Below are 20,606 nucleotides of genomic sequence, written 5' to 3'. Positions count from 1 at the left end.
CCCTGGCCGGAGGATCAACGCTCTGTTTCCTTTTTGTGCAGGGTGAGCGTGACGACGAGGGCGCGGTGGTCGGTGTCGCCGATCTCCAGGAAGCGGGCGTCGCGGGCGGAGAAGTCGGGCGTGGCGAGGACGTGGTCGATCTGCGCGCCGAGCGGCGAGGGCGCGGCGGCGGGCCAGCTCGGGGAGCGGGAGGAGCCGGCGAGGCGGGCGGCGTCGCGTACGCCCTCGTCCAGGATCTCGCGGAAGGCGGCGTGGTCCTGGGTGGCGTTGAAGTCCCCGGCGATGATCGTGGACTTCCCGTCGCCCGCGGCGGCGTAGTCCTGGATCTTCCGCAGCTCCCTCTGCCACAGGTGCACCTCGCGGGGCACCGGTGGCATGGGGTGCGCGAGCTGGATCCGTACGGGGTGGCCCTTCACGTCGGCGACGGCGGCGGGCATGCCGAGGGTGGCGTCGATGCCGGGGGCGCCCTTGAGGGGGAGCTTGGAGAGGATGACGGAGCCTTCGGCGCCGGTGGCCTCGACGGCTTCGCGGTAGGGGTAGTCGGCGTGGGGCAGCTCCTTGCGGAGCAGGTCCGAGCAGCCGGGGTCGCACTCCTCCACGAAGAGCAGGTCGGGCTTCTCCTCGCGGACCGCCCTGACCAGTCCCGCGGTGCCGCGGCCGAATTCGACGTTGGACGTCAGCACGCGCAGATCGGCGACGGCGGGTCCGTCGGGCTGGTCCGTGCGGCCATAGGGCTCCATGTACCAGGCGACGAGCCCGAGCACGGCGAGGCTCCACACCATGCCGATGCGCCATCGGCCGAGTACGGCCATCAGCAGGGCGGCGACGGCGGGCACGAGGAGCCAGGGCAGGAAGGCGAGGATCTGGGGGACGGGGGTGAAGCCGTCGGCGTCCGCGACGCGGAAGCCGAGGACGGTGCTGGTCGCCGCGAGGAGGAGGCCCGCGCCCCACGCGGCGGCGCGGCCGCCGCGCCGCCTCCCGCCCCCGCCGAGGTCGTCCTCCGTGCCGCGGGCGGCCGTCATGCTGTCCAAGGCGTCGGCCTCTCGTCGTCCGGTCCTGCGGTGCATCCTCCCTCAGTGGTCTGAGACGGGGTGAGGTGGTGGGTGGTTGCCCGGCTCTCCGCGGTGCGGGTCCGTCGTGGTCGCTCGCGCGGTTCCCCGCGCCCCTGGGTCACCCGTGCCGCCGCCGCCCGATCAGCCAGGTTCCGATGGCGGCCACCAGTGCCACCGCCCCCACGGTCCACCCCGTCGTCCTCAGGGTGTCGGTCAGCGCGTCGTACACCGCCCCCGCGGCGTCCCGGGAGATGTCCTCGGGCAGGTCGTCGAGGGCGAGGGAGCGGCCCACGGCGACCGCGATCAGGAGGACGGCCGCGCCCAGGGCCGCGCCGAGGGCCGTGCCGATGACCGCGCCCCGGCGGCGCGGCGCGAGCCAGAGCCCGGCCGCGGCGAGCAGGACCGCGGCCACCGGGAGCCAGATCCCGGCGACCTGGAGCGCGTGGAAGGCCTGGCGGAGGTCGCCGAGGTCGTTGGACTGGAGGATCGTGACCTCGGTGTGCTTCACCGGGATCCGGGAGGCGAACGGCACGCCGTCGTCGACCAGTTGCTGCTTGATCTGCTCGGTGATGGGCGCGAGGTCGATGGTGACCTCGCTGTCGGAGTCGCTGTTGAGGGCGGACTGCACGGCGTCGTGCGCCGCGCGGTTGGCGGCGTCCCAGGCGGTCCGGAAGGCGGCGGTCTCGGTGAAGGACGCCACCGCGTCCCGCACGAAGGACTCGACCGTGCCCTGCAGCGGCCCCACGTCGATCTCCTTCATCACCGAGTCGGTGACGGCGTCCGCCACGGCTGCCCGCACCGCACCGTCGGACGCGAGCGGCGCCATCGTGGCGACGTAGTTGTCCCGGTCCCCGATCTCGTACTTCGCCCAGGTGGAGAGCGCACCGAGGGGGACGAGCAGACAGGCGAGGGCGAGCAGGACGACGGAGAGAACCCCACGAAGGCTACGGACGCTGCGGGCACGGTTGGACACGCCTCCAAGGCAAGGCCCCGGTCACGCGGGGCGCGACCGGGGCGACTGCATATGGGGCAATGCCGATGGGGAGCGCTTCCGCTACTTGCGGTTGTACAGCCGCATCGTCACCGGGCCGAAGACCGCCACCAGGGCCAGGGCCCAGCCGAAGGTCCACAGGAGAGAGCTCGTGGCCGTCGTGCCTTCCATCAGGGAGCGGACCGCTGAGGCGACGTGGGTCACCGGGTTGTTGTTGACGAAGGCCTGGAGCCAGCCCGGCATCGTTTCCGGCTTCACGAAGATGTCGCTGAGGAACGTCAGGGGGAACAGGACCATCATGCTGACGCCCATCACCGACTTCTCCGTGCGCAGCAGGAGGCCGAACATCGTCCAGACCCAGGAGAACGCGAAGGCGAAGACCAGCAGGACCAGGATGCCGGCGACGACGCCGAGGACGCCGCCGTGCGGGCGGAAGCCCATGATCAGGCCGACGGTGAGCATGACGACGGAGGCGATGGCGTAGCGCAGGGCGTCGCCCAGGAGGTAGCCGACCATCGTCGAGGGGCGCCAGATCGGCAGGGTGCGGAAGCGGTCGAAGACGCCCTTCTCGATGTCCGTGTTGACCGAGACGCCCGTGTACATCGTGATCATGACGACCGACATCACCAGGATGCCGGGGAGCAGGTACTGGATGTACTCCCGGGGAGAACCGGCGAGCGCTCCTCCGAAGAGGTACGTGTACATCAGCACCATCATGATCGGGAACGCCGTCACGTCGAAGAGCTGCTCCGGCACGTGCTTGATCTTGAGGATGGCCCGCCAGCCGAAGGTGAGGCAGGCCGACAGCGCGGTGGGCCGCGGCGGGCGTTCGGTGGCGATGAGGAGTTCGGCGAGGGACTCGGTCCTGACCGGCGCGAGGTCCTGCGTCTCGGTGGTGGTCGCGGTGCTCATGCCGTGGCCTCTTCCTTCAGGTCGGGCGACGCGCCCGCGGCGGAGTGGGAACCGGTGTCCGTGCCGGTCAGTGCGAGGAAGACCTCGTCGAGGCTGGGCTGGCCCAGCGCGAAGTTGTCGACGGTGATGCCCGCGCGGGCCAGCTCGGCGAGCGCCCGCGAGGCCTGCTCGGCGGCCCCCGCGCCGTTGTGCCCGCCGTCGGTGCCGACCCGGGCCGTCAGGGCGACCGGGTCCGCCTCCAGCTGCACCTGCGCGTCCAGCACCGCCCCGAGCAGCCGCGCCGCCTCCTCGCGCCGCGCGGCCTCCCGCAGCCGTACGTGCACGGAGCCCGCGCCGACCGACGCCTTCAGCTCGCCCTTGGTGCCCTCGGCGATCACCCTGCCCCGGTCGATGACGGCGATCCGCGCCGCCAACTGGTCCGCCTCGTCCAGGTACTGGGTGGTGAGCAGGACCGTCGTGCCGTGCCCGACGACCGCGCGCACGATGTCCCAGACCTGGTTGCGGCTGCGCGGGTCGAGGCCCGTCGTCGGCTCGTCGAGGAAGAGCAGGTCGGGCGTGTTCAGGATGGACGCGGCGATGTCGATGCGGCGCCGCATGCCGCCCGAGTAGTTCTTCACCTGCCGCCCGGCCGCCTCCGTCAGGCCGAAGGCCTCCAGGAGCTGGGCCGCACGGCCGCGCGCCGCCTTCTTGGCGTGGCCGGTCAGGCGGGCCAGCAGGATCAGGTTCTCCATGCCGGTCAGGTCCTCGTCGACCGAGGCGTACTGCCCGGTCAGGCTGACGCGGCTGCGGACCGCGTCGGCCTCGCGCACCACGTCGTGCCCGAAGACGTGCGCCTCGCCGCCGTCGGGGCGCAGCAGGGTCGCGAGCATCTTGACCGCCGTGGTCTTGCCCGCGCCGTTCGGCCCGAGGACGCCGTAGACCGTGCCGGCCGGAACGGCGAGGTCGATGCCGTCGACCGCGCGGTTGTCGCCGAAGGTCTTCACCAGACCCGCGGTCTCGATGGCCAGGTTGCTCATGTCCGTCCGCCCTCTCCGAGGAACCGAAGCGATGTCGTCGTGAGGGCAGACCCGGGCCGCCCCGGAAACTCATCGCTGTCTCCAGGCTAGGCACGGCTCCGGTGGAGCGCTGGGCCGAACGGGTGTTTCCTGGACGAGGGGGCGAGGAGGCCGACCATGCGCATCGCCCCGATCCTGGCAGCAGCGGGTGCCGCGACCCTGCTGACCTTGGGAAACACCGTCGCGGCGACCGCCGCGACGCCCGCACACGACGGCGGCGGGGTCATCTGGGGAACCGTCGTGTCGGGACCCGATCTGCACGTGCGGGACCAGCCGAACACCTCGGCGTCGATCGTCGCCGAACTTCCCCACGGCAGCCAGGACCGCGTCGCATGCGCCACCTGGGGCACCACCGTGAACGGCGATCCGTCCTGGTACTGGCTCGTCGGCGTCCGCGGCTGGGTGAGCGCGGCCTACGTCGACACCGGCGGCCGGCACGTGCCGAGCTGCTCCGGCGACGGCGACCCCTGCCCGCAGTGGCGCGACGCGGACTGCCACCACGACCCGTGCACGCGGAACCACTAGGACATCAGGAAGGAACCGTCATGGCACACGCCTCACCTGCAACGACCGCCCCACGGACCCTGTCCGCCCACTGGGCGGGCCCCGTCCTCCTCGGCATCGTCTACGGCATCTGGGCCGCCGGGATCCGCCGCGACGGCGGTCCGATCACCACCGGCAACGTCCTCTTCGGCGTCGTCACCGGCGCGATCGTCGCCGCCGTCTTCTTCGCCCTGCACCGGGGCGCGCACGCGCTTCCCCGCGAACTGCGCGCCCTGTCCTGGACGGCGTTCGCGGGGATCGCGTTCGGGTTCCTCTACAGCCTGACCGGCGCCACCGTGCTGCGGTCGGTGGGGATGTCCCTCGTGGTGGCCGCCGGTGTGTTCGTGGCGACCTTCTACCGGTACTACACGACGGAGTGAGCCGCACGGGCGGTGCGCAGCGCCCGCCACGCCAGCAGTGAACCGGCCAGCACCAGCAGCGAGTTGACCAGTACCGCCGTGCTCACCCCCGACAGGACCGCGTCCGCCGGCGCCCCGGAACCGGACGCGGTCCCGGCGCCCCCCGTGCGCGCCGCCACGACCGCGCTCATCACCGGGATGCCGAGCGTGATGCCGACCTGCTGGGTCATCGTGGCGAGCCCGGTCGCCAGGCCCTGTTCGGAGTCCGGCAGGCCCGACGTGGCGGTGACCATGAAGCCCACGATGAGCAGCATGTTGCCGACGCCGCCGACGAAGGTGGCCGCGAGCAGCAGCCAGATCCAGCCGCCCGAGGTGCCGAGCGCCACCAGCGACAGCGTGGCCACGGCCTGCACGAGCCCGCCCCCGAGGATCGTGGCCCGGTCGCCGAACCGGCCGACCGCCCGCCCGCCGAGCGTGCCGCCCACGACCGTGCCGACGCCGAGGACTCCGAAGGCGAGGCCCGTGGCGAGCGCCGAGTAGCCGAGGACCTCCTGGAGGTACAGCGTCAGGAGGAAGACCAGCGAGGTCTCCGTGGCGAAGGCGATCAGGCCCGCCGTGTTGCCCCAGACGACCGTGCGGCGCCGCATGATCCGCACGGGCACGAGCGGCGCGGCCGAGCGCTGCTCCACGTACCAGAAGGCGACGAGCAGACCGGCGCCGACGGCGAGTCCGGTGAGCGCGACGGGGTCGGCCCAGCCGCTTTCGCCCGCCCGCGTCAGGCCGTGGACGAGGGCGAGGAGCCCGCCGGTGACGGTGACCGCGCCCGGTACGTCCAGGCGGTGCCTGCACACCAGCCGCGAGTCGGTGAGCAGCTTCGGCGCGAGGGCGACGACGGCCGCCGCGACCGGCACGTTGACGAGGAACGCCCAGCGCCAGGAGAGCAGTTCGGTCAGGAGGCCGCCGAGGACGGCGCCGGTGGTGAAGCCCGCCGACATCAGCGCGCCGTTCAGGCCGAGCGCCCGCTCCCGCAGCGGCCCCTCGCGGAACGCGGTGGTGAGCAGGGCGAGGCCCGCCGGGGTGACCGCCGCCGTCGCCAGACCCTGCAGCACCCGTGCGGTGAGCAGGACTTCGGGGCTCGTGGCGAGGCCGCCGATGGCCGAGGAGAGGCCGAGGAGCGCCATGCCGCCGATGAACAGCCGCTTGCGGCCGAAGAGATCGGCGATCCGGCCGAACAGGAGCGTGAACCCGGCCGCGGCGAGCGCGAAGGAGGTGGCGATCCACTGGAGGTGGGCGAGCGGGAAGCCGAGGCCCTCCCCGACCACGGGCAGCGCGACGTTCAGGATGGAGAAGTCCACGGCGATCATGAACTGGGAGCCGAGGAGGAGGGCCAGGACGAGCTTCTGGCGCGGGGTCATGCGCACGGCGGGGCCCGTGCCCGCCCCGCGGGTGTCGACGGCGGCCATCACAGCGTCTCCAGGTCCACCGCGCGGGCCATGGCCCGGTACCCGGCGTCGTTCGGGTGCAGGTGGTCCCCGCTGTCGTACGTGGGCGCGATCCGCTCCGGGTCCGCCGGGTCGGCGAGGGCCTTGTCGAGGTCCACATATCCGTCGTACTCGCCAGAGGTCCGCACCCAACGGTTGAACTTGTTGCTCACGGCCGCCGCCCGCTCGCCGTAGTGGTCGGAGCCGCCGAGCGGCAGCAGGGTGGCGCCGACGACCTTCAGTCCCCTGGCGTGCGCGGCGCGGATGAACTTGCGGTGGCCGTCGATGAGTTCGTCGGCGGAGACGACCGGGGCAGGCTTGTAGGTGGGCTTGTCGGTCTCGCTGAAGCCGATGTCGTTGACGCCTTCGAGGACGACGACCGTGCCGACGCCGGGCAGGTCGAGGGCGTCGCGGGCGAAGCGGTGGGTGCCCTTCTCGCCGTACCAGGCCGAGTCGTTGAGGACCATGTTGCCGCCGATGCCGGAGTTGAGGACGGGCCGCTGGTCGCCCGCCTCGGCGAGGCGCTCGGCGAGCGCGTCGGACCAGCGGCGGTTGTGGTCGGTGGAGGACGCGAAGCCGTCGGTGAGGGAGTCGCCGAAGAGGACCACGCCGTCGCGCCGCTTGTCGGGGCCGCCGCTGACGTCGACGCCGGAGAGGTAGTACCAGGACTCCGTGGACTCGCCGAAGGCCTTGGCGCCGGTGTCGGCGGTGTGGTCGCCCCGGGCGCGGTAGCTGGTCGCGAAGGACTGGGCGTGGAAGGTGGCGGGCCCGGTCGTCCCGGCCAGGTGCAGGGTGACGGTCACGGACTCGAAGGCGTCCAGGTCCAGCCCGACGGCGTCACTGGAGAGTTGGCCGCCCGCCGGGACGGCCGCCGACCGCTTCCCGCCGAAGGTGAGCCGTCTGACGGACCCCTTCTCGACCGACGCCCCCTTCCCCGTACGCGCGAGGGTCGCGGAGGCGATCCGCAGCGGGGAGGTGCCGTACGCGTTGGAGAGCCGGATCCGGGCGCGCTCGCCGCCCTCGGTGACGCGGACGACCTGGCGCAGGGTCTGGCCGTCGAAGCCGGCCTCCGACCAGTTGGCCTTGAAGCCGGTGCTGGGGCGCTGCGGCGCGGCGGCCCAGGCGGCGTTCCAGGCGGGCCCGGCGCCCCGGCCCGTGCGGTCGTGGCTTCCGGCGGGGGCGGCCTGCGCGCCGGTCACGGCGAGCCCCGCGGTCAGGGCGAGTGCGGTGGCGGCGGCGGTGGCGACCAGGGTCCTGCGGGCACGCGAAATCATCGGGATCTCCGGTGGGTTGTGAGGAAAGGAGCCGGGTGCGGCGGACGCCGTCCCGACTCCTCCAAGATCCGCCGAGCGCGATGGCCCATCAATGGCGAACCGTGAAACGATCGACGCGCTCACGCTTATCGATGCAGGTCACAGGGGGTACGGGGTGGAACGCCAGGAGCTGGAGACCTTCTTGACGCTGGCCGAGGAGCTGCACTTCGGCCGCACGGCGGAGCGCCTCGTGCTCTCCCAGGCCCGGGTGAGCCAGACGGTGAAGAAGCTGGAGCGCAGGATCGGCGCCCCGCTCTTCGAGCGCACCAGCCGGGTGGTGCGGATGTCGCCGCTGGGCCGTCAGCTGTACGAGGACCTGGCGCCGCTGCACCGCGCGATGGACGCGGCGGTGGCGCGCGCCAAGGACGCGGCGCGGGGCGTCGACGGCGAGCTGCACGTCGGCTTCCTCGGCTCGGGCGCGGGCACGCTGACCGGCCCGGTCCTCGCGCTGTTCCGGGAGCGCTGCCCGCACGTGGAGGTGCGGATGCGGGAGACGCAGTTCCACGACCCGCTGGGCGCGCTGCGCGGCGGGGACGTCGACCTGCTCTTCACGTGCCTGCCGGTCCAGGAGCCGGACCTCGTCGTCGGCCCGGTCGTCATCAACGAACCGCGCGTGCTCGCGGTGCCGCTCGGCCACCCGCTCGCCGGGCGCACGTCGGTGTCCCTGGAGGAGCTGGCGGGCGAGACGTTCTTCGGGGTCGTGAACGGCGCGCCCGGCTACTGGTGGGACTTCCACGTGCCGCCCCGCACGCCGTCGGGGCGCGAGATCCGGCGCGGCCAGGCGGTGGCGACCTTCCAGGAGCTGATGACGCTGGTCGCGACGGGCCAGGGGATCTCGCCGGTGGTGGCGTCCGTGGAGCAGTACTACGCGCGCCCCGGCGTCACCTTCGTGCCGCTGCGGGACGTCCCGTCGGCGGACGTGGCGCTGATCCACCGGACGGGCGGCCTGAGCGCCCGCGCGGAGGCCTTCGTCCGCGCGGTGCGGGACGCCGTCGCCGAGAACGGCGGCCCGGCACCGTACTGAAGCCCCGGCTCCGTACGGACGCCCCCGGTCACCGCAGCACCGCCGCCAGCAGGTCCGTGCCCAGCGCCGTCAGGTCCGCCACGTTGAGGGTGTGCCGGACATAGCGCCCCTCCCGCCGTGCCGTGAGCAGTCCGGCGCGGCGCAGGACGGCGAGGTGGCGGGAGACCTCCGGGAGCGAGAGGCCCCAGGTGTGGGCGAGTTCGCCGGTGGTGTGCGGGCCGCGCGCCAGGGTGCGCAGCAGCCGCAGCCGTACGGGATGGGCGAGGGCTTCGAGCCGCTGGGTGACCGTCTCCATCGGCACCGGCTCCGCCGGGTCGGGCTCGTCGGCCACGGGGTACTGCACCACCGGCTGCCACCCGGGCGCGTGGACCACCACCAGGTGCGGGCTGCTGAAGACGCTGGGGACGAAGGTGACCCCGGCGTCCCGGGCGCTGGTCGCCTTGTCCTGGAGCTTGTCGACGACGATGTGGCCGCCGTCCGGGGACAGGGCGACCGCGCCGGACACCGACGCGAGCGCCGCCGCGAGGCCCTGGCGCTTGACCAGGTCGTTCTTCAGGCGCAGATCGGTGGCGATGCGGACGGCGGCCGCCGCCCAGGCCGCGTCGAAGAAGGCATCGGCGCACAGCTCCAGGGTGCGGCGCACCCGGGCCCGTACGGCCGCCGGGTCCGCGAGGAGCCGTTCCGCGAAGGCCTCCTGGCGCGGACCGCGCGCCAGGGCCAGGTCCAGGGCCCGTTCGCGGGCCGCCGCGTCGGTGAGCGGCGACGCGGCGGCGAACCGGGCCCGGCCGCCGCCGCACGTGGTGACGAGCGCGGCCGTCGCGTACGTCTCGTCGTCGATGCGGTCGACGTCGTCCAGTTCCTCGGCGAGCGTGGCGCGGGGCCGGGCCGGGAAGAGGAAGTCGGCCTGCGAGGAGCGCCAGAGGAACTCCGACTCGCGCAGCCGCTCGGCCAGTTCGGGGGCGAGCCCGGCCCAGACGTCGGCGGCCCAGTCGGCGCGCCGGGGGTGGTGCCCCGGCTCGGCGAGCACGTGCAGCATCGCCGTCAGCTCGGCCAGCGGGGACGCGGCGAACCGCAGCCGCTCGGGCGGCAGGCCGGTGATGTCGATCCTCAACGTCATTCCCCCAGGATCAGGGACGGCCCGGCGGGCGGCGACGTCGCTTGACGGAGACCGTCAAGCGACGTGCCGGACGCGACGGCGGGCCGCACGGTGTGACGTCATGACGCCCACCACGACCACTCCGCCCGCCCCGCCCGCCACGAAGAACACCAGGATCTGGGCCCGCGGCCTCGTCCGCGCCTCCGGCGGCCCCCGCTACGCCGTCGCCCTCGCCGTGGATGCCCTCGGCACCGGCCTGCTGCGGCCCTTCCTGCTGCTCTACGGCGTGACGGTCCTGGGTCTTTCCGCCCCGGCGACCGGCGCCGCCATGACCGTCGGCATCGTCGCGGGCCTGGTCTGCATGCCCGCCGTGGGCCGCTGGCTGGACCGGGGCGCGCGCAGCACGGTCGTGGCGGCGTCGATGCTGGTCCGCGTGGTGGGCGTGGCGCTGCTGCTCGCCGCTCCCGCGGGGCACGTCTGGCTGTTCGGGACGGCCGCGCTGTTCCTCGGCGTCGGCAACCAGGCCTGGCCCGCCGCCCACGCGGCGCTGGTGGCCACGGTCGCCCACGGCCGGGAGCGCGACGCGGCCCTCGCGGCGGGCCGCGCCCTGCGCAACGGCGCCCTCGGCGTGGGCGCGCTCGTCGCGATGGCGTGCCTGGCGGGCGGCCCGGCCGCGCTGCGCGCGCTGGCCGCCGTGACCGGCCTCGCGTATCTCGCGGCGGCGGCCCTGGCGTGGTCGGTGCGCCTGACCGCGCGTCCGGCCGGCCGGCAGACGGACGAGGCGGGCGGGGCGCCCGCCGACGCGCCCGCGCCCCGCATGCGCGCGGTCCTCGCCGCCAACGTCATCTACGTCTTCTGCCTCAACGTCCCCGAGATCGCCCTGCCGTTGATCCTGGTGACGCAGCTGGACGCCTCCCCGGTCTGGTCGGCGGCGATCTTCGTCGCCAACACGGTCCTGGTCGTCACCCTCCAGGTGCCGGTCACCGTCCTGCTGTCCCGCCATCCCCGGCGGACCGTCCTCGCGCTGTCCGGCGTGGTGCTCGCCGTGTCCTACGTGGGCTTCCTCGCGGCGACCTCACTGGGCGGCGGCTGGGGCGCCCCTCTGGTCGCCGCGGTCTCCGTCGTCTGCACGCTCGGCGAGATCGTGTACGCGGGCAGCGCGACGGCACTCGTGACGGTGCTGGCCCCGCCGCACGCCCTGGGCCGCGCCCTCGCCCGCTTCGAGCTGTCCACGGGCTTCGGCCTGGCGGTCTCCCCGGCGGCGATCACCGCGCTGGCGCCGCACGGCCCGGCCGCCCTGTGGGGCACCCTCACGGCCGCGACGCTCCTGTCCTCCGCCGCCGTCGCCGCGGAGAAGGACCCGGCTCTCCCGGCCGGACCCCAGGGCGTGGAAGCGGGACGCGGCCGGCGGTCACGGGGCGCTCGCTCCTGACGCCTCGGGCCGTTCCTCGACGAGCATCTCGGGGCGCCCGGTGACCAGCAGCCACGCGGGCAGCGCCGCCACGCACAGCAGCGGCAGCAGGTCCATGTCCATCACCACGACGGCCGCCGTGAACAGGCTGAGCCAGCCCTGACGGGTGGTGGCCAGCAGGATGCCGAGCACGGCGCAGGTGATGGCCAGCGCGGGCGGTACCGCGTCGACCAGGGCGTGCGCGAGCAGTCCGAGGGCGACGCCCACGAACACCGCGGGGAAGATCCGCCCGCCCCGGAACCCGCACGACCCCGCCACGACCAGCGCGGCCAGTTTCACCAGGGCGAGCAGCAGCAGGTTCCCCGCGTCGTGCGCCCCGGCCTCCCCGGTCAGCTCCTTCATCTCCTCAAGTCCCTTGAAGAGCGTGAGGTGCCCGCCCAGCGCCCCGAGCGCGCCGAGCGCGAGCCCGCCCACGGTCAGCATGAGCACGGGGTGGCCGAGCCGCCGGAAGGCGGTGTGGCAGAGCGGGAAGGCATACACGGCGGCCAGCCCGACGGTCGCCGCCCCCGTGCTGATGACGACGGCGGACAGCAGGTCGCCCCAGTGCGGCCCCGGGTAGTCCGCCACCTCGATCTCGAAGGTCGGGTGTGCGATCAGCACGGTCGTCAGCGCGCCCGCGCCCGCCGCCACCAGCGGACCGAACAGCCGGTCCCACAGCGGCCGGGGGTCGTCCCCCATGGACAGTTCGGAGAGGATGAGCGCCGCCGCGACGGGTGTGCCGAAGAGCGCGCCCACCGTCCCGGCCGCCGCGAGCCCGGCCCACGCGGCGGCGGGCGTGCGGGGCATCGCCTTCATGCCGAGCGCGTACGCCAGCGCGATGTTGATGGCGGTGATCGGGTTCTCCGGGCCGAGGCTCACCCCGCCCGCGAGCCCGACGACCACCGCGAGCGCGATGCCGGGCAGCATCCGCACCGGCAGCGGCGGGTCGACGAGCCCCAGGGTCGCGGGGTCGGGCCCGGCGTGCCCCGGCACCTTCCACACCACGAGCCCCACGACGAGCCCCACCACGGTGAGCGTGCCGAAGATCCACCCGGCCGAGGTCCCGGAGACCCCGAACGCGTCGGGCAGCCGCTCCCACAGCACGTCCTGGAGCCGCTCGGAGACCCAGCTCAGCGCGAGCAGCAGCAGGCTCGACCCGGCCCCGACGAGCAGGGCAGGGACGATCAGCGGGGCCAGCGCTCGGGCCTGCGGCGTCAGCCCCGCCACCCGTATGTCGGCCGTCAGGACGGGGCGCCGTCGGAGCGGTCGTTGCACAGCGCCCAGATCACGAACACGCCGATCGCGATGGAGATGAGCGCCCAGACCGGCGTGTACGGCAGCCACAGGAACTGCGCGACGATCGCGATCGCCGCGAGCGCGACACCGGCCGCCCTGCCCCACTCGGCGCCCTTGAGGATCCCGTAGCCGGTGATCGCCACGAGGATGCCGAGGACCAGGTGGATCCAGCCCCACGTGGTCAGGTTGAACTTGTAGACGTAGTCGCCGATGCGCTCGTAGACGTCGTCCTTGGCGATGCCCGCGATGCCTTCGAGGATGCCGAGGATCCCGTTCACCAGCATCAGCACACCGGCGAACATCGTCCCGCCGGCGGCCCAGGCACTGCCGCCGTCGCTTTCGGTGTCGCGTTTCGGCGGCGTGGGCGCGTTCTGGGGTGCGGTGGCGCTGCTCATGGCCGTCCCTCGCTTCTCTGGACCAGGAACTCACAGCGTGTGACGCTCCGGTGGGCCCGGCGACCCGGACTGGTCCGAACGGGTGCCCCCCGGCGGCTTGGCGTCGCACTCGAACCACGCCGTTTTCCCGGGTCCGTCCCTGCGCGGTACGAACCCCCAGCGGTCGGCGACCGCCGCGATGATCAGCAATCCGCGCCCGGATTCGGCCAGTTCCCCGGCCTCCCTTGGCGCGGGCAGCCGCGGGCACCCGTCGGACACCTCCACGCGGAGCCCGTGCGGGCGGCGCAGCAGCAGCACACCGCACCGCCGGTCCGGCACGTGCCGGACGACGTTGGCGACGAGCTCGGTCAGCGCGGTCTCCGCGGGGTCCGCGAGCTCGGCCATGCCCCAACTGCCCAGATGCGTACGGAGAATGAACCGCAGGTGCCGGGCCGAGTGGGCACCGGCGGTGAGGTTCATCCGGTACGTCCCCCGAACGGGCAGGGGCGGATGGGGAGTTACGTGATTCATGTCACCAGCGTGGAGTTACCTGGTTACGCTGGGCTACAGAGTCAGAGCAACGCCGTGACGCGTTTGAGCCTGGGGGTGACCGTCCCATGGTCCGCATCAACGAACTCGACCCCAGCGCGTCCCCGCTGGACTACTACGGCTCCGAGCTGCGGCGCCTGAGGGAGGCGGCGGGCCTCAAGCAGGCGCAACTGGGTTCGTGCATCTTCTGTACGGGGTCCTTGGTGGGCCAGATCGAGACGGCCAAGAAGGTCCCCACGCGCGACTTCTCGGAACGGGTGGACGCGGCGTTGGGGACGGATGGGGTGTTCTCGCGGTTGGTGGGGCTGGTGTTGCGGAGCCAGTTGCCGTCTTGGTTCCAGCCGTTCGCGGAGATGGAGGCGAAGGCGTCCTACCTATCCACGTATCAGGCTCAGTTGGTGTACGGGCTCTTTCAAACGGAGGAGTACGCACGGGCTGTCCTCGCCACAGGTGTGCCTGGCAGGCTCGATGAGCTGGTTGCTGCACGTATGGAGCGTCAGCGGATCCTTGAACGTGAGCGTCCACCCTTGCTGTTGGTGGTTCTCGACGAGGCTGTGCTTCACCGTCCAGTCGGTGGTCTTGAGGTTATGCGCGACCAACTGGCGCACCTGTTGGCGGTTGCCGAACGCCGTTGGGTGGGCCTTCAGGTACTGCCGTACACAGTCGGTGAACACGCGGCCATGGTGGGGTCGTTCACCGCTCTACGCTTCGATGGCGACCCCGAGCTGATCTACACCGAAGACCTCATCTCCGGCCACATGACGGCCAACCCGGAAACTGTCCGCGAAGCCGCCCGCCGTTACGCTAACTTGCAGGCCGCCGCTCTCTCGAAGGGGGAATCGGCGGAACTGATCAGCCGCGTGATGGAGGAACGTTATGGCGACCAGTCGGGATCTGCCCAACGCGCGGTGGCGTAAGTCGTCGTACAGCGGCAACACCGGCGGGGAGTGCATCGAATGCGCACCCCTCAACGGCGCGGCGTGGCGTAAGTCGACGTACAGCAGTGCCACCGGCGGATGCATCGAGATCGCCCAAGCCCAGTGCAACGCCACCGTCGCCATCCGGGACAGCAAGAACCCAGAAGGCCCCACCCTCACGGTCACCGCCACCGCGTTCACCGCGTTCGTCCGGAGCCACGCCGTGTGATCACCCGTCCCGGCGGAGCGCACCGACGCCCCTAGATTGATCGGGTGCAAAACGGACATCGCGTCGTCATCGGCGTCCTGACGCTCCTGCTCATCGGCACTTCCGGGGCCCCCGGCGCCTCCGCCGGGGAACGCGTGGGGCAAGGGGCGCCCCACGCCCCGGCCCCACCCGGGATGGCTGCCGTCGTGACGGCGGTACCCCGCGCCAAGCTGGGCGTCACGTACCGCCCCGGCTGCCCCGTGCCACCGGCCCGGCTGCGGCTGATCCGGATGAACCACTGGGGGTTCGACGGCCGCCCGCACCAGGGCGAGCTGATCGTGCACGAGAAGGCCGTCCGTCCGCTCCTGTACGTCTTCGGGCGGGCGTTCGACGCGAGGTTCCCAATCCGCCGGATGCGGGTCACCGCGGAGTACGGCGGCAGCGACCTGAAGTCGATGGCGGCCGACAACACGTCCGCGTTCAACTGCCGCTCGGTGACGGGCGGTACGGGCAATCTGTCGCGGCACTCCTACGGCGACGCGATCGACATCAACCCGGTCGAGAACCCGTACGTGGACCAGGCGGGCCGGGTGCATCCGGCGGCGGGTCGTCCGTATCTGCGGAGGGACCGCGGGGCGAAGGGGATGATCCGGCGGGGTGACGTGATCACCACGGCGATGCGGCGGGTCGGCTGGCCGTGGGGCGCCCGCTGGGTGCACCCGGACTACCAGCACTTCTCGGCGAACGGCCGCTAGGAGCGAGCATCCCGCGCCGCTCAGGCGGCGGCGCACAGCTCGGCGGGGCGGGCCGGGGCGGAGGCGCGGGCCAGCGCGGCGGGCACGGGACGGACGGCGTCCGCCCGCCCGCGGCCCCGCGCGAAGACGACCACGCGCAGGACCACGAACCGGGCGATGCCGGAGAGCGCGGAGGCGGACAGGTAGACGGCCTGTTCCAGGATGGCGCCAGGTGATGCCACCAGCTCCTGGAGGACGAACATCGCCCCGCAGGTGACCACGTACGCGGCCGCCGCCGAACCGGCGGACTGCGCGTGCTGGCGCCAGGTCGCGCGCCCGCCCGCGCCGAAGGTGAAGCGGGCGTGCAGCTCGGTGGCGATCAGTGTGGAGACCACGGTGACCAGGGCGTTGGCGAGCGCCCAGGGGAGCCAGGAGGCGAGCCCGGCGACGGCGAGGCTGGAGGCGACGCCGACACCCCCGCCGCAGAGCACGAAGCGGGCGAAGGCGGCGACGGCGCCGGGCGCCGGCTGCGACTGGCTGTGTGCTGACTCCATGACCCGACCCCCGTTGATGGCTCACCCGTGTTCTCCGTGGTGCCATCATGGCACACGAGTGGTGCCATCGCGAGGGGTTAAGTGGTGCCACATGCGCCACGGGATGGTGCCATGTGGTGTCGGGGGTGGGAACGCGCAGGTCAGAGCGGGGGTCAGCCGCGCACGTGCAGCCCGAAACCCGAGCGGCCCGCGGGCTCCAGGCCCTCCTTGAGGTTCAGCGAGGGGATCTCGTAGTCGCCGAAGTTCTGCCGGCGGAAGGGGATCGGCTCGGTCGACTCCAGGGACAGCAGGCGCTCCTCCCAGGCCTTGGCGACGTCCGCGAAGTCCTCCTCGGTCAGCTTGTCGCTGCCGTACTGCACGAAGGGCGGCAGCACGTCGAGGCCCGGGTAGTAGAGGATCCCGTGGTGGATCGGGAACAGCAGGTCCTCGATGGGCCCGTTGATCCCGCGGGCGGAGTAGTGCCGCTCCGGGCCGCCGACGGTCACCGACAGCATCGCCCGCTTGCCCGCGAGGGTGCCCTCGCCGTAGCGCTCGCCGTACTTGGTGTCGCTGTGCTCGCCGACGCCGTACCCGAAGCGGTAGGTCAGCACCCGGTCCACCCAGCCCTTGAGGATCGCGGGCATCGAGTACCACCACAGCGGGAACTGGAGGATGACCGTGTCCGCCCACAGCAGCTTCTCCTGCTCGGCGCGGACGTCCTCGGTGAGCGTCCCGGCCTGGAAGGCCCGGCCCGAGTCCAGGGCGACCTTCAGGCGGTCCGACGGCTCGGGGCCGTAGTCGTCGGCGTCCACGGCAGCCTTCCACTTCATCGCGTACAGATCGCTCACCCGCACCTCGTGGCCCGCGCCCTCCAGCGTGGACACCGCGAGATCCTTCAAGGAGGAGTTGAGCGACTTCGGCTCCGGGTGGGCGTGGACGATCAGCGTCTTCATGGGAACTCCTCGGGTCCTCGGAAACGTGGGTGCTCGGGATCGGACGAGTTCGATCCTGGGGGCCGCGGCGCCCGTTGTTCAGGGGCGCCGCATCCGTAGGACGGGACTTCCTGGTATCGGCAGGGCCACCTTCGCGGGGCACCCGCGCGGCCATACTGGGCGGCATGGACGATCTCGCTGGATTCCTCAGGACCCGGCGCGCCCGGGTCGACCCGGCGTCCGTCGGGATACCCACCGACAGCCGCCGCCGGGTCGAAGGGCTGCGCCGCGAAGAGGTCGCGCACCTGTCCGGCGTCAGCGTCGACTACTACGTACGCCTGGAACAGGGCCGCGCCACCCAGCCCTCCGAGCAGGTCATCGACGCGCTCGCCCGCGTCCTCGGCCTCGACGCGACCGAACGCGACCACCTCTGCCGGCTCGCCCGCCAGCGCCGCCGCCCCGAGAAGGCGCCGGGCGGCAAGGTCAGGCCGGAGCTGCTGCGCGTGCTCGACCTGGTCACCGACGCGCCCGCGCTCCTGATGAACCACCGCCTGGACGTGCTCGCGGGGAACCGCCTCGCCGGGCTGCTCTTCGGCCGGGCGCTGCCGGGCCTGAACACCGCCCGGCACATCTTCCTTGAGGAGGCCGAGCGCGGTCTCTACGCCGAGTGGGAGACCTGCACCCTCGACGCGGTGGGGCACCTGCGCCTGGCCGCGGGAAAGTACCCCGACGACCCCGGACTCGCCTCGCTCATCGGGGAGCTGGCCATGGGCAGCGAGCGCTTCCGCCGCCTGTGGGCCCGCGCGGACGTGCGCGCCCGCACCCACGGCCGCAAGGCGTACCGGCACCCGATGGTCGGACTGCTCGAACTGCACCAGGAGAACTTCGCGCTGCCGGACGCCTCCGGCGTGGAGCTGCTGGTGCTGACCGCGCCCCCCGACAGCCCCACCGAGGACGGCCTCCGCCTGCTCGGGAGCCTGGGCGAAGCGCCGGACGCCACGGCTCCCGCGACGGCGCCCCTCACCCCAGGTCGGCCGCCACGGTCCGCGTGACCGCCGCCGCCATCCGGCGGATGCCGGGCGAACGCACCGGGCAGGGGCGGGAGTTCTTCGTGGTCGGGGCGAGACAGAAGTGCAGGAAGTCGTCGCCCCGGTGCAGCGCGGTCCGGCCGCTCCCCGAGTCCGTGCAGTACTCGGGATGCCGCGTCTCGTACGCCGTGCACGGCAGCTTCTCGGCCCACGTGTACCGGGCGGACGCCGGGGCGACCGCCCGGCCCGCGTCGGCGGTCAGACCGCCGGACGCCTTCGCGCGCGCCGCGTAGATCCCGTTCACGCGCCGCACGCGGTCGGGCGTGATCGCGTCCGGGCCCTGGAGGACCCACACCACGCGCGGCCGGTCCGCGCCGCCCGCCGCCCGGATCTGCTCGGCCAGCCGCCGCGCGTCGGCCGCGTACCGGTCGAAGTACCGGCCGGGCTCCTTGTCGTACGTGATGCCGTCCATGCACGGCGTGTAGCCCCAGGAGTTGCCCCAGAACTGGAGCACGACATAGTCGGGCCGCTGCTCGCGCACCAGGGCGGCGGCCTTGTCCCCGTCGGGGACGAGGGAGTCCTTGCCGGTGCCGGTGAGGTAGTCGCAAAGGGTGGTGCCGGAGTAGGGCGCGCTCTCGTAGCGGGCGTTCAGGCCCTCGCGCAGGTGCGCGCCGAGCACCTTCTGGTTCTCCATGGCGAGGGAGTCGCCGAGGTAGAGCACCTTCGGGGCGCGGGCGCCGGGGCGGGCGGCGGAGCGCTGCCCGGGGGTGGCCGAGGGCGGGCCGGACCGGGCGGGCGCCGAGGAGGCGGCCTCCGGCGCCGGCTCCGGTGGCGGGGCGCTCTCGCCCCCGGAACCGGGGTCCCCGCACGCGCCGAGCAGCAGCACGCCGGTCATCAGTACGGCCGCGCTCCACAGCCTGCGCATGCGGCAACTCCCGCCTCAGACAGCCGAAAGGGCCACCCAGGCAAGCACAGACGCGCGGACGGCGGAAGGCATGCGCGTGCCAACAGGGCCGTGCCTGACGGGAATCAGTGTCCTGCGGCCCGCCGGAAGTGCCCGGCAAGCGCCCGGAAGGACTCCTTCGGCTCCCAGTGCCAGGGCGAGTCGATGTCGTCCGGCCGCTCACGGATCGTCCTGGTCAGGGAGTAGCTCGTCATGTCGATGTCGAAGCGGGGGTCCGGCAGGTGCTGCGACTCCGGGGTGACGAAGTTGTAGACCAGGGCGGCGTGCAGGCCCATGGACTCGAAGGCGCCGAAGACGTCCAGGAGATAGGCGGCCTGGGTGCGCTCGCTGCGCTTGAGCCCGCCGACGACCTCGTAGGGGTCCTTGGTGTAGTCGACGACGTCGTGCCAGCCCATGCCGCCCTGCTCGGGCGCGCCCTCGTACGTGCAGCACCCGGACTCGGTGACGGCGACGGGCTTGCCCCAGCGCAGGTGCGGGGAGAGGTCCTTCACGTAACCGGCCCGGTCGCGGTGGTAGCCGTAGTAGTTGACGCTGACGACGTCGAAGAGGGACCAGTCGACCTCCTCGTCGTGGGCGGCGCCGTAGGTGAGGCGGCCGTGGAAGACGGAACGGCCGACGCGGGCGGCGCGCGCGACGACCTCGCGCAGCCGCCGCATCATCTTCTCGGGGTCGAAGTTGCCCTTCAGCATGTTCTCGACCCGCTCGACGGCGTTGGCGCCGGGCACGATGCCGGGCACGAACAGCACGAACTCGCAGCCGATGCTCAGGTACACGCGCGCGCCCTGCCGCCGCAGCCGCTCGGCCCGCCGGCCGGTCTCCGCGAGGTGGTCGAGGATGTCCCGCTCGGGCACGTCGCCCAGGCGCGGCTGGAGCCAGACGTGCAGGCCGCGTTCGGCGGCCTCGGACGCGGTGGCGGCGAGCCGCTCGACCCCGTCGCCGAAGACGGAGACGGAGCTCGCGTGCAGGTCCTGGCGCAGGGCCCGCATGTCGTGGCGCATGCGGGCCGCGTTCCAGGCCATGGCGGGGGACTCGCCGTCCCCCACCTCGTAACAGACCCCCCGGTACGTCAGCCCCCGCCGGACCCCCGTCCCGGCGGGGGCCGGAGCGGTGGCCGCGCGGGCGGCGCCGGGCGCCGCGAGGTTCCCGGCGACGGCGGCCATCCCCACGGCCCCCGCCCCGGTGAGGAAACGCCCTCTGGTGATGCCGGTGCTCTCTCCCATTGCCGCTGCCTCCCGTCGACCGGCGACGGCAGGGCGCCGCCGCACGGGCTCCAGGATCGGCGGCGGCGGGGCCCGGACTCGTCCGTCTTTGGTCTACGGGGACGCGACGGAGGTCTAGCGGGCCACGAACTGGGTGAGGATCGCCTGCACCTCGTAGATGTTCACGCCCTTGGTGAAGGTCTTCTGGAGCGGCGTCGGGTTGCTGGAGATCCAGATCTTCAGCTCGGCGTCGAGGTCGAAGTGCCCGGCGGTCTCCACCGCGAAGTGCGTGATGCTGCGGTAGGGGATCGAGTGGTACTCGACCTTCTTGCCCGTGATCCCCTGCTTGTCGATCATGATCAGCCGGCGGTCGGTGAACAGCATGGTGTCGCGTATCAGCGTGTACGCGGCGTGCACCTGCTCGCCGTGGCCGAGCAGCCGCGCGTACTCACCCTGTGCCTTGACCGGGTCGACGGTGTGCGCGTTTCCGAACAGTGCCATGTGCGGGCCCCCCTGAGACGAATTCCGAATTCCTGTACGAACCGAACCCTAACCGCGGGTTTGCCTCAAACAGGAGGTCGATCTTTCGTGACGAC

General features: G+C 72.8%; 23 protein-coding genes. 8 read left to right on the top strand and 15 right to left on the bottom strand.

The annotated features are described in order from the left end of the window. Positions 1-14: 14 nt before the first annotated feature. The 4 genes from AB0L89_RS16945 to AB0L89_RS16930 form a co-directional block, all read right to left on the bottom strand. Positions 15-1,022, bottom strand: a complete 1,008-nt coding sequence (locus AB0L89_RS16945; protein ID WP_365142005.1) for an endonuclease/exonuclease/phosphatase family protein — start codon at positions 1,020-1,022, stop codon at positions 15-17. Positions 1,023-1,170: 148 nt separating this feature from the next. Next, complete coding sequence (locus AB0L89_RS16940; RefSeq protein ID WP_365141197.1) at positions 1,171-2,025, bottom strand: hypothetical protein; 855 nt, start codon at positions 2,023-2,025, stop codon at positions 1,171-1,173. An 81-nt stretch (positions 2,026-2,106) separates the two neighbouring features. Beyond that, positions 2,107-2,955 carry an ABC transporter permease gene (locus AB0L89_RS16935; RefSeq protein WP_365141194.1) on the bottom strand — a complete coding sequence of 283 codons (849 nt, stop codon included), beginning with the start codon at positions 2,953-2,955 and terminating at the stop codon, positions 2,107-2,109. After that, positions 2,952-3,971 (bottom strand): ATP-binding cassette domain-containing protein, encoded by a 1,020-nt coding sequence (locus AB0L89_RS16930; protein ID WP_365141191.1) that lies wholly within the window; start codon positions 3,969-3,971, stop codon positions 2,952-2,954. Before AB0L89_RS16930 ends, AB0L89_RS16935 begins: the two co-directional genes overlap by 4 nt. 156 nt (positions 3,972-4,127) lie before the next feature. Between AB0L89_RS16930 and AB0L89_RS16925 the strand changes: the two genes are divergently transcribed. Continuing rightward, the gene (locus AB0L89_RS16925) at positions 4,128-4,535 is read left to right on the top strand and encodes an SH3 domain-containing protein (protein ID WP_365141188.1); all 408 of its coding nucleotides are present in this window, start codon (positions 4,128-4,130) and stop codon (positions 4,533-4,535) included. Between the two features lie 20 nt (positions 4,536-4,555). Next, positions 4,556-4,933, top strand: a complete 378-nt coding sequence (locus AB0L89_RS16920; RefSeq protein ID WP_365141185.1) for a hypothetical protein — start codon at positions 4,556-4,558, stop codon at positions 4,931-4,933. Here the strand turns inward: AB0L89_RS16920 and AB0L89_RS16915 are convergent. Then, complete coding sequence (locus AB0L89_RS16915; RefSeq protein WP_365141182.1) at positions 4,918-6,375, bottom strand: MFS transporter; 1,458 nt, start codon at positions 6,373-6,375, stop codon at positions 4,918-4,920. The two genes, AB0L89_RS16920 and AB0L89_RS16915, sit on opposite strands and share 16 nt — an antisense overlap. After that, positions 6,375-7,667: an SGNH/GDSL hydrolase family protein gene (locus AB0L89_RS16910; RefSeq protein WP_365141179.1), complete on the bottom strand. Its 1,293-nt coding sequence runs from the start codon at positions 7,665-7,667 to the stop codon at positions 6,375-6,377. The genes AB0L89_RS16915 and AB0L89_RS16910 overlap by 1 nt, the downstream gene beginning before the upstream one ends. Before the next feature lie 154 nt (positions 7,668-7,821). Here AB0L89_RS16910 and AB0L89_RS16905 point away from each other — a divergent pair, with 154 nt between their 5' ends. Then, positions 7,822-8,730, top strand: coding sequence for a LysR family transcriptional regulator (locus tag AB0L89_RS16905; RefSeq protein WP_365141176.1), 909 nt, complete (start codon positions 7,822-7,824; stop codon positions 8,728-8,730). A gap of 28 nt (positions 8,731-8,758) precedes the next feature. Here the strand turns inward: AB0L89_RS16905 and AB0L89_RS16900 are convergent, their stop codons facing one another. Beyond that, a complete protein-coding gene (locus AB0L89_RS16900) occupies positions 8,759-9,847 on the bottom strand; it encodes a DUF5937 family protein (RefSeq protein ID WP_365141173.1) in 1,089 nt (362 codons plus the stop codon). Between the two features lie 100 nt (positions 9,848-9,947). Between AB0L89_RS16900 and AB0L89_RS16895 the strand changes: the two genes are divergently transcribed. Further along, positions 9,948-11,258 (top strand): MFS transporter, encoded by a 1,311-nt coding sequence (locus tag AB0L89_RS16895; RefSeq protein ID WP_365141170.1) that lies wholly within the window; start codon positions 9,948-9,950, stop codon positions 11,256-11,258. On the opposite strand, the gene AB0L89_RS16890 is transcribed toward AB0L89_RS16895, so the two are convergent. The 3 genes from AB0L89_RS16890 to AB0L89_RS16880 all read right to left on the bottom strand — a co-directional run bounded on the left by AB0L89_RS16890 (position 11,238) and on the right by AB0L89_RS16880 (position 13,477). Beyond that, on the bottom strand, positions 11,238-12,521 hold the full coding sequence (locus tag AB0L89_RS16890) for an ion channel protein (protein ID WP_365142003.1): 1,284 nt from the start codon (positions 12,519-12,521) through the stop codon (positions 11,238-11,240). The two genes, AB0L89_RS16895 and AB0L89_RS16890, sit on opposite strands and share 21 nt — an antisense overlap. After that, on the bottom strand, positions 12,518-12,874 hold the full coding sequence (locus AB0L89_RS16885) for a hypothetical protein (protein ID WP_365142001.1): 357 nt from the start codon (positions 12,872-12,874) through the stop codon (positions 12,518-12,520). The genes AB0L89_RS16890 and AB0L89_RS16885 overlap by 4 nt, the downstream gene beginning before the upstream one ends. 123 nt (positions 12,875-12,997) lie before the next feature. Beyond that, positions 12,998-13,477: an ATP-binding protein gene (locus tag AB0L89_RS16880; protein ID WP_365141167.1), complete on the bottom strand. Its 480-nt coding sequence runs from the start codon at positions 13,475-13,477 to the stop codon at positions 12,998-13,000. 86 nt (positions 13,478-13,563) lie between these two features. On the opposite strand from AB0L89_RS16880, the gene AB0L89_RS16875 reads away from it, so the two are divergent. The 3 genes from AB0L89_RS16875 to AB0L89_RS16865 are packed head-to-tail and all read left to right on the top strand — an operon-like array spanning position 13,564 to position 15,375. Next, positions 13,564-14,412 carry a helix-turn-helix transcriptional regulator gene (locus AB0L89_RS16875; RefSeq protein WP_365141164.1) on the top strand — a complete coding sequence of 283 codons (849 nt, stop codon included), beginning with the start codon at positions 13,564-13,566 and terminating at the stop codon, positions 14,410-14,412. Next, on the top strand, positions 14,372-14,641 hold the full coding sequence (locus AB0L89_RS16870; protein WP_365141161.1) for a DUF397 domain-containing protein: 270 nt from the start codon (positions 14,372-14,374) through the stop codon (positions 14,639-14,641). Before AB0L89_RS16875 ends, AB0L89_RS16870 begins: the two co-directional genes overlap by 41 nt. Before the next feature lie 44 nt (positions 14,642-14,685). Further along, positions 14,686-15,375 carry a M15 family metallopeptidase gene (locus tag AB0L89_RS16865; RefSeq protein ID WP_365141158.1) on the top strand — a complete coding sequence of 230 codons (690 nt, stop codon included), beginning with the start codon at positions 14,686-14,688 and terminating at the stop codon, positions 15,373-15,375. Positions 15,376-15,395: 20 nt separating this feature from the next. Here AB0L89_RS16865 and AB0L89_RS16860 read toward each other — a convergent pair whose 3' ends face one another. Beyond that, positions 15,396-15,908, bottom strand: coding sequence for a GtrA family protein (locus tag AB0L89_RS16860; protein WP_365141155.1), 513 nt, complete (start codon positions 15,906-15,908; stop codon positions 15,396-15,398). A 152-nt stretch (positions 15,909-16,060) separates the two neighbouring features. Beyond that, a complete protein-coding gene (locus tag AB0L89_RS16855; protein ID WP_365141152.1) occupies positions 16,061-16,840 on the bottom strand; it encodes an NAD(P)H-dependent oxidoreductase in 780 nt (259 codons plus the stop codon). Positions 16,841-17,004: 164 nt separating this feature from the next. Here AB0L89_RS16855 and AB0L89_RS16850 point away from each other — a divergent pair, with 164 nt between their 5' ends. Further along, entirely contained in the window at positions 17,005-17,871 is an 867-nt protein-coding gene (locus AB0L89_RS16850) for a helix-turn-helix transcriptional regulator (RefSeq protein ID WP_365141149.1), read from the top strand. Here the strand turns inward: AB0L89_RS16850 and AB0L89_RS16845 are convergent. The 3 genes from AB0L89_RS16845 to AB0L89_RS16835 all read right to left on the bottom strand — a co-directional run bounded on the left by AB0L89_RS16845 (position 17,840) and on the right by AB0L89_RS16835 (position 20,511). After that, positions 17,840-18,772, bottom strand: a complete 933-nt coding sequence (locus AB0L89_RS16845) for an SGNH/GDSL hydrolase family protein (protein WP_365141146.1) — start codon at positions 18,770-18,772, stop codon at positions 17,840-17,842. The two genes, AB0L89_RS16850 and AB0L89_RS16845, sit on opposite strands and share 32 nt — an antisense overlap. 104 nt (positions 18,773-18,876) lie before the next feature. Next, positions 18,877-20,031: an abortive phage infection protein gene (locus AB0L89_RS16840; RefSeq protein WP_365141143.1), complete on the bottom strand. Its 1,155-nt coding sequence runs from the start codon at positions 20,029-20,031 to the stop codon at positions 18,877-18,879. A gap of 114 nt (positions 20,032-20,145) precedes the next feature. Continuing rightward, a complete protein-coding gene (locus AB0L89_RS16835) occupies positions 20,146-20,511 on the bottom strand; it encodes a PH domain-containing protein (RefSeq protein WP_365141140.1) in 366 nt (121 codons plus the stop codon). Between the last annotated feature and the right edge of the window lie 95 nt (positions 20,512-20,606).

It is taken from the genome of Streptomyces sp. NPDC052114 (assembly GCF_040680155.1).
Taxonomy (GTDB): Bacteria; Actinomycetota; Actinomycetes; order Streptomycetales; family Streptomycetaceae; genus Streptomyces.
The sequence above is the reverse complement of the archived record's forward strand: the minus strand, read 5'-3'. Positions and strand labels throughout refer to the sequence as shown.